The sequence below is a fragment of the uncultured Kiloniella sp. genome (genome assembly GCF_937128705.1).
In the GTDB taxonomy this organism is placed as follows: domain Bacteria; phylum Pseudomonadota; class Alphaproteobacteria; order Kiloniellales; family Kiloniellaceae; genus Kiloniella.
Map to the genome: position 1 here is coordinate 1 of NZ_CAKZMP010000240.1, position 6,086 is coordinate 6,086.

Here is a 6,086-nt window from a genome sequence, read left to right on the forward strand (position 1 = left end):
TGCCGGGTTATCTGGTGGGGACAAAATATTCCTCATTCAAACGGCAATGTTTGTTGCGGGGATCGCAACACTTATGCAGACCATCGGTATCGGGCCGATTGGGGCGCGTCTTCCGATTGTACAAGGAACAAGCTTTGCCTTTATCCCCATCATGATCCCCATTGTGAAGACGGCGGGTCTTGGCGCTCTTTTTGCCTCAGCTGCTATTGGTGGTGTTTTCCACTTTATTCTCGGGACTTTTATTGGCCGTATTCGCGGTATTCTACCCCCTTTGGTAACGGGCATCGTCGTGCTTTCTATTGGCCTGGCTCTTATTCCTGTAGGCATTAAATACGCCGCGGGTGGGGCTGGTAAAGTGCCTGACTTTGGGGCTTTACATCATATCTTCCTTGCGACGCTGGTCATTGTTGTGACCCTCGGCGTGAAGTTCATGACCAAAGGTTTCCTTTCAGCTTCGGCCGTTCTTATTGGTTTGATTGTCGGATATATCGTCGCTATTCCGATGGGAATGATTGACTTTGGTCGTGTTGCGTCCGCGGGCTGGTTTGCTGTTCCGTCATTGTTGCAGTACGGATTTGAAATCAATACAGCGGCCGTTCTGGGAATGCTTTTGGTCTCTGTGGTCAGTGCAATTGAAACCGTTGGTGATATCTCGGGTATTACAACGGGGGGTGCTGGTCGGGAAGCAACAGATAAAGAGCTTGCTGGTGGAACAATGGCGGATGGTCTGGGAACTGCTGTTGGTGCGCTTTTCGGGGCGATGCCAAATACATCTTATAGCCAAAACGTCGGGCTGGTTGCTTTAACGGGTGTGATGAGCCGACATGTGGTAACATGTGGTGCAGTCTTTCTGATTGTTGCTGGTCTGTTTCCAAAGATTGGTGCAGTGATTTCGGTGATGCCAAATGCTGTTCTGGGCGGGGCATCGATTATCATGTTTGGCATGATTGCGGGCGCAGGGCTCAAGCTGTTGTCCATGACGGCTTTAACCCGTCGTGACATGGTGATTATTGCGGTTTCTTTGGGAATAGGTCTGGGCCTTAAATCTGTGCCCGAAGCTGTAGCCACAATGCCTGAAACAGCTAAAATCTTGCTAACATCCGGTTTGGTGCCTGCTGCATTCCTGGCAATTTTTCTCAATCTGATCTTGCCAAAAGATGCTTCTGACGAAGTGTAAACGACTTAACGAATAGAACGATATGAAAACTCTTTTGATTAAAAACGCACGGGTTCTTGTCACAATGGACGAGAACAAAAGAGAACTCAAAGACGGGTCTCTCTTTGCTGTGGATGGTGTTATTAAAGCTGTGGGGCCTGCCGCTGAACTTCCCCACGAAGCTGACACCACGCTTGATCTCAGGGATCATATCGTTCTACCGGGCTTGGTGAATACGCACCATCATCTTTATCAATCCCTGACCAGAACCTTTGCACAGGATGAGCCGCTTTTCCCGTGGTTGCAGTCGCTTTATCCCGTTTGGTCACATTTGACACCGGACGCTATCAAGGTTTCTGCTCAGGTGGGGATTGCCGAACTTTTGTTATCCGGGTGCACAACCACCAGTGATCATCTCTATCTTTTCCCGAATGGTAGCCGTCTGGATGATTCTATCGAAGGGGCAATGGAAATGGGTATCCGTTTTCATGCCACGCGCGGATCAATGTCGGTGGGGGAAAGTGATGGCGGTTTGCCGCCTGACAGCCTTGTGGAAAATGAGGCCGCAATTTTAAAAGACAGTCAGCGTCTTATTGAAACTTATCACGATGCATCCGAAGGATCGCGCCTTCGCATTGCCTTGGCACCTTGTTCACCGTTTTCTGTTTCGCAGGATTTGATGCGGGAATCAGCCGTACTTGCCCGTTCTATGGGGGTGGGGCTTCACACGCATCTGGCGGAAAATGTCGAAGATATTGCGTTCAGCAAGGAAAAATTTGGTCTGACGCCCGGTGAATATGCGCAGGAATTGGGGTGGATTGGCGATGATGTCTGGCATGCGCATTGTGTGCAGTTGAACCCCGACGAGATTTCTCTTTTCGCCCAAAGCGGGACAGGTGTTGCCCATTGCCCTTGTTCGAACATGCGTTTGGGATCTGGCATTGCCCCGGTTCGGGAAATGTATGATGCCGGGGTAAAAGTCGGCCTTGGTGTTGATGGATCAGCGTCAAACGACAGCGGACATTTATTGGCAGAAGCAAGACAGGCGATGCTGTTACAACGTGTTAAACACGGTGCGCGCGGTATGAAAATCCGCGAAGCGATCGAAGTCGCAACTGTTGGCGGTGCGCGGGTTCTTAACCGGAATGACGTTGGTATTCTGGCACCGGGGTATCAGGCCGATTTTGCAGCTTTCAAACTGGACCCGCTTTATCATTCTGGTGCTGAACTGGACCCTGTTGCGGGCTTGATGCTCTGCACGCCAGCGAATGCAAACTATACAGCCGTTGGTGGTGAGTTACTGGTCAAGGAGGGGAAAATTACCCGACTAGATATGCAGCCGCTTTTACAAAAACACAGAAACATTGCCATCGATCTTGCGAACAAAGCGCATTAGAACGCGCCCTAAAAAAGCGTAATAGATCTCGGCAACAACGAATGACAAAAACGCGCTATAGCGCGTGACAATACGATCAGGAAGGATGAACAATCATGGAATCATTTGCAGCAGATTGGCTGAACCTGCTTTTTCGCTGGGCTCACTTGATCGCAGGTGTTGGCTGGATCGGAACATCCTTTTACTTCATAGGCTTGGACCTGTCTCTTCGCAAACGTGAAGGCTTGGACAAGGATGTTTATGGATCTGCGTGGCAGGTGCATGGTGGTGGCTTTTACAATGTCGAGAAATACCTCGTAGCGCCGAAAAAGCTGCCTGATGATCTGGTCTGGTTCAAATGGGAAGCTTACCTGACATGGGTGACTGGCTTTGCGCTTTTGGTTGTTCAGTACTACTATAATGCGTCTGCCTATCTGATTGATCCGAATGTCATGGCGCTGGAACCGTGGCAGGCGATTTCAATCTCGGTTGCCAGCTTGATTGGCGGGTGGTTGATCTATGATGGCATCTGCCGTTCTCCCCTTGGCAAGAACACAGGCGTTCTGGCTGTTTGCCTCTTTATCCTGATTATGGCGGCGAGCATCCTGTTTAGTTATGTTTTCTCTGGTCGTGGCGCGTTAATTCATGTTGGTGCCTTTGTCGGTACGATTATGGCGGTGAATGTATTTGGGATTATTATTCCAAACCAAAAGAAAGTTGCCGCCGCCCTGATGCGTGGGGAAGAACCCGAAGCCCGGTTTGGCATTATGGGCAAGCAGCGGTCAGTTCATAACAACTATCTGACCTTGCCAGTTCTTTTGATGATGGTCAGCAATCACTATCCGATGCTGACGGGCCATCCACACAGTTGGTTACTGGTGGCCCTGATCCTGATTATCGGTGGGGCTGTCCGTCATTTACTGAACCGTCACGAGGCCGGGGATACTTTTAAACAGTTCGCCTGGACTTTGCCCGTTGCAGGTGTCGGGGTGATCGTTGCCATGATTATGACCGCACCTGTGGAACGTGATTATGGAAGTAACACGGTTACTGATAGCATTGCGCTTGGGGTAATGGAAAAGCACTGTACCAGTTGTCATGCGGCTCAACCAACCAGTGACATGGTTGACGAAGCTCCCCAAGGTATTGAGCTTGAAACAGTTGCGGATATGAAACGCTATCTCGACCGGATCAAGGCACAGGCTGTGGACAGCGATGCTATGCCGTTGGGGAATGAGACCGGCATGACAGAGGCCGAGCGTACCACGCTGGGTGCCTGGATCGCCCAAAATAAAGAGTAAAAAGATAAAGACCCAGAATAAAGAGTGAATGCTGATAACCCTTATGTACGAGAACATTAAATGACAGATAGCTATTCACTGGAAACCGTAAATGCCATGTCACCCAAAGATTTCGCTGAAACCTTTGGTGATATCGCCGAGCATTCTCCCTGGGTTGCGGAGGGGGCGGAAAGCCATCGCCCTTTCCAAAACCGGGAAGAAATGATCACCTGCTTTGCGGACGTCATGCAATCAGCTAATGAAAAAACGCAACTGGCGTTAATTCGGGCACATCCCGATCTGGCTGGAAAAGCAGCTTTGTCTGGTAACTTGACGGCGGATTCCAAAAACGAACAGGCGGGTGTCGGGCTGGATCAGTTGAGCGAAGATGAATTCAAACGCTTTACTGATCTGAACAAACGCTATCTTGATCGTTTTGACTTTCCTTTCATCTTTGCCGTGAAAGGGGCAACAAAGTTTATGATATTGGATGCCTTTGTTGAACGTCTGGAAAATGATCAGGCCAAAGAGTTTGAAACAGCGCTGCAACAGATTGCGCGTATTATACGTTTTCGGCTTGAGGACAAAGTAGGATGAGCAGTTCTGATTATTCCCCTAATGATTTAAAGATCTATCCGCGCGATCTTGTGGGCTATGGCGATGACAGACCAGCCGTTACGTGGCCGGGAAAAGCCCGCGTGGCTGTACAATTTGTCCTCAATTACGAAGAGGGCGGTGAAAACTGTGTCCTGCACGGTGATCCTGCGTCGGAAACCTTTTTATCTGAGATTATCGGGGCGGCAGCCTTTGAAGGCGCCCGCCACATGTCCATGGAATCAATCTATGAATATGGATCACGCGCGGGTGTCTGGCGTATTCTAAAACTGTTCAGAGAACGCAATATCCCAATCACCCTTTTTGCCGTAGCCATGGCGATGGAACGTCACCCCGCGGTGATTGAAGCCGCCATGAAAGATGGTCATGAAATCTGTAGTCATGGCTATCGCTGGATCAACTATCACGGTATGTCGCGCGAAGAAGAACGTGAACATATGCAAAAGGCGATAGAAATCCAAAAGCGTATAACGGGCGAGCGTCCGTTGGGATGGTATACGGGACGGACATCGGAAAACACCCGTGCACTGGTCGCGGAAGAGGGCGGTTTTATCTACGATGCAGATGATTATTCCGATGATCTGCCGTTTTGGTCGCGTGTGGTGGATAAGCCGCATCTAGTGGTGCCCTATACTCTGGATACCAACGACATGCGTTTTGCTTCGGCACAGGGGTTTAACACCGGGGATCACTTCTTTACCTACCTGAAAGATGCTTTTGACACGCTCTATGAAGAGGGCGCGGAAGAACCCAAGATGATGTCGATCGGATTGCATTGTCGCTTGATCGGACGTCCGGGGCGCTTTGCCGGTCTGAAGAAGTTTGTCGATTACATTCAATCACACGATCATGTCTGGTGCGCGCGCCGTATTGATATTGCCAACCACTGGATTAAAAATCATCCCGTTACGGGATCTTGATATTGTTAATAACCAAAGGTTCTCTAGTTGTTTAAATTTATTTTTGCTCAAGGCGTAAAGAGAGAAGTGTAATAGAGCCTACTCGAACGATGAAACAACCCATGAAGTACTGGGGAGAAAAAGTGAAGATAAATGGCTTTCGTTAGGGTAAATATAGATGAGCCATTTTGAACTGGGAAAATACGCCACCAAATATGTTAACCTTGCCTCGCCAAAGAATGAGTATAAGTCAATGATATCAAAGCCATCTGAAACCTCTCTAAGTGAAACTACCCTTATCCATTTGAGGCCAGAACCCCTGACGCAAGAGGCCTTTGCCCCCTTTGGTCAGGTTATCGAAGCGGACCACGACAAAAGCTATCTGATCAACGAGGGAACGACCCGTCGTTTTCATGATCTGGCTCAGGCAGATGTGAGGGATGGCGAGGGCGAAGCTATCCTCTCTATCTTTCGGGGAACGCCCAGACCCTTGCCGATTGCCCTATCCATGATGGAACGACATCCGTTGGGGTCGCAAGCCTTTGTGCCGATGCAGCCCGCATCGTGGCTGGTTGTGGTTTGTGAAGACGAAATCCCGACACCTGCGGGCTGTCGTGCTTTTATGGCATCGGGAAGTCAGGGGGTACAGTATGCCAAGAATATTTGGCATCATCCTTTACTGGTTCTGGAACCGACACAAGATTTCCTGATTGTGGACAGAAAAGGTCCTGCAGGCGAAGGAACAGCTAACTTGGAAGAAT

At 49.5% G+C, this 6,086-nt stretch carries 6 protein-coding genes; all 6 read left to right on the forward strand.

The window, feature by feature from the left end:
* Window positions 1–1,177 (forward strand): nucleobase:cation symporter-2 family protein (locus tag Q0241_RS12625; protein WP_299377921.1); only part of this gene is annotated, 1,177 nt, incomplete at its 5' end.
* A 22-nt stretch (window positions 1,178–1,199) separates the two neighbouring features.
* Window positions 1,200–2,552 (forward strand): 8-oxoguanine deaminase, encoded by a 1,353-nt coding sequence (locus tag Q0241_RS12630; RefSeq protein ID WP_299377923.1) that lies wholly within the window; start codon window positions 1,200–1,202, stop codon window positions 2,550–2,552.
* A gap of 95 nt (window positions 2,553–2,647) precedes the next feature.
* On the forward strand, window positions 2,648–3,832 hold the full coding sequence (locus tag Q0241_RS12635) for a urate hydroxylase PuuD (RefSeq protein WP_299377925.1): 1,185 nt from the start codon (window positions 2,648–2,650) through the stop codon (window positions 3,830–3,832).
* A gap of 60 nt (window positions 3,833–3,892) precedes the next feature.
* Complete coding sequence (uraD, locus tag Q0241_RS12640; protein WP_299377926.1) at window positions 3,893–4,408, forward strand: 2-oxo-4-hydroxy-4-carboxy-5-ureidoimidazoline decarboxylase; 516 nt, start codon at window positions 3,893–3,895, stop codon at window positions 4,406–4,408.
* Window positions 4,405–5,346 (forward strand): allantoinase PuuE, encoded by a 942-nt coding sequence (gene puuE / locus Q0241_RS12645; protein WP_299377928.1) that lies wholly within the window; start codon window positions 4,405–4,407, stop codon window positions 5,344–5,346. Before uraD ends, puuE begins: the two co-directional genes overlap by 4 nt.
* Before the next feature lie 157 nt (window positions 5,347–5,503).
* Window positions 5,504–6,086 (forward strand): ureidoglycolate lyase (locus Q0241_RS12650; protein WP_299377929.1); only part of this gene is annotated, 583 nt, incomplete at its 3' end.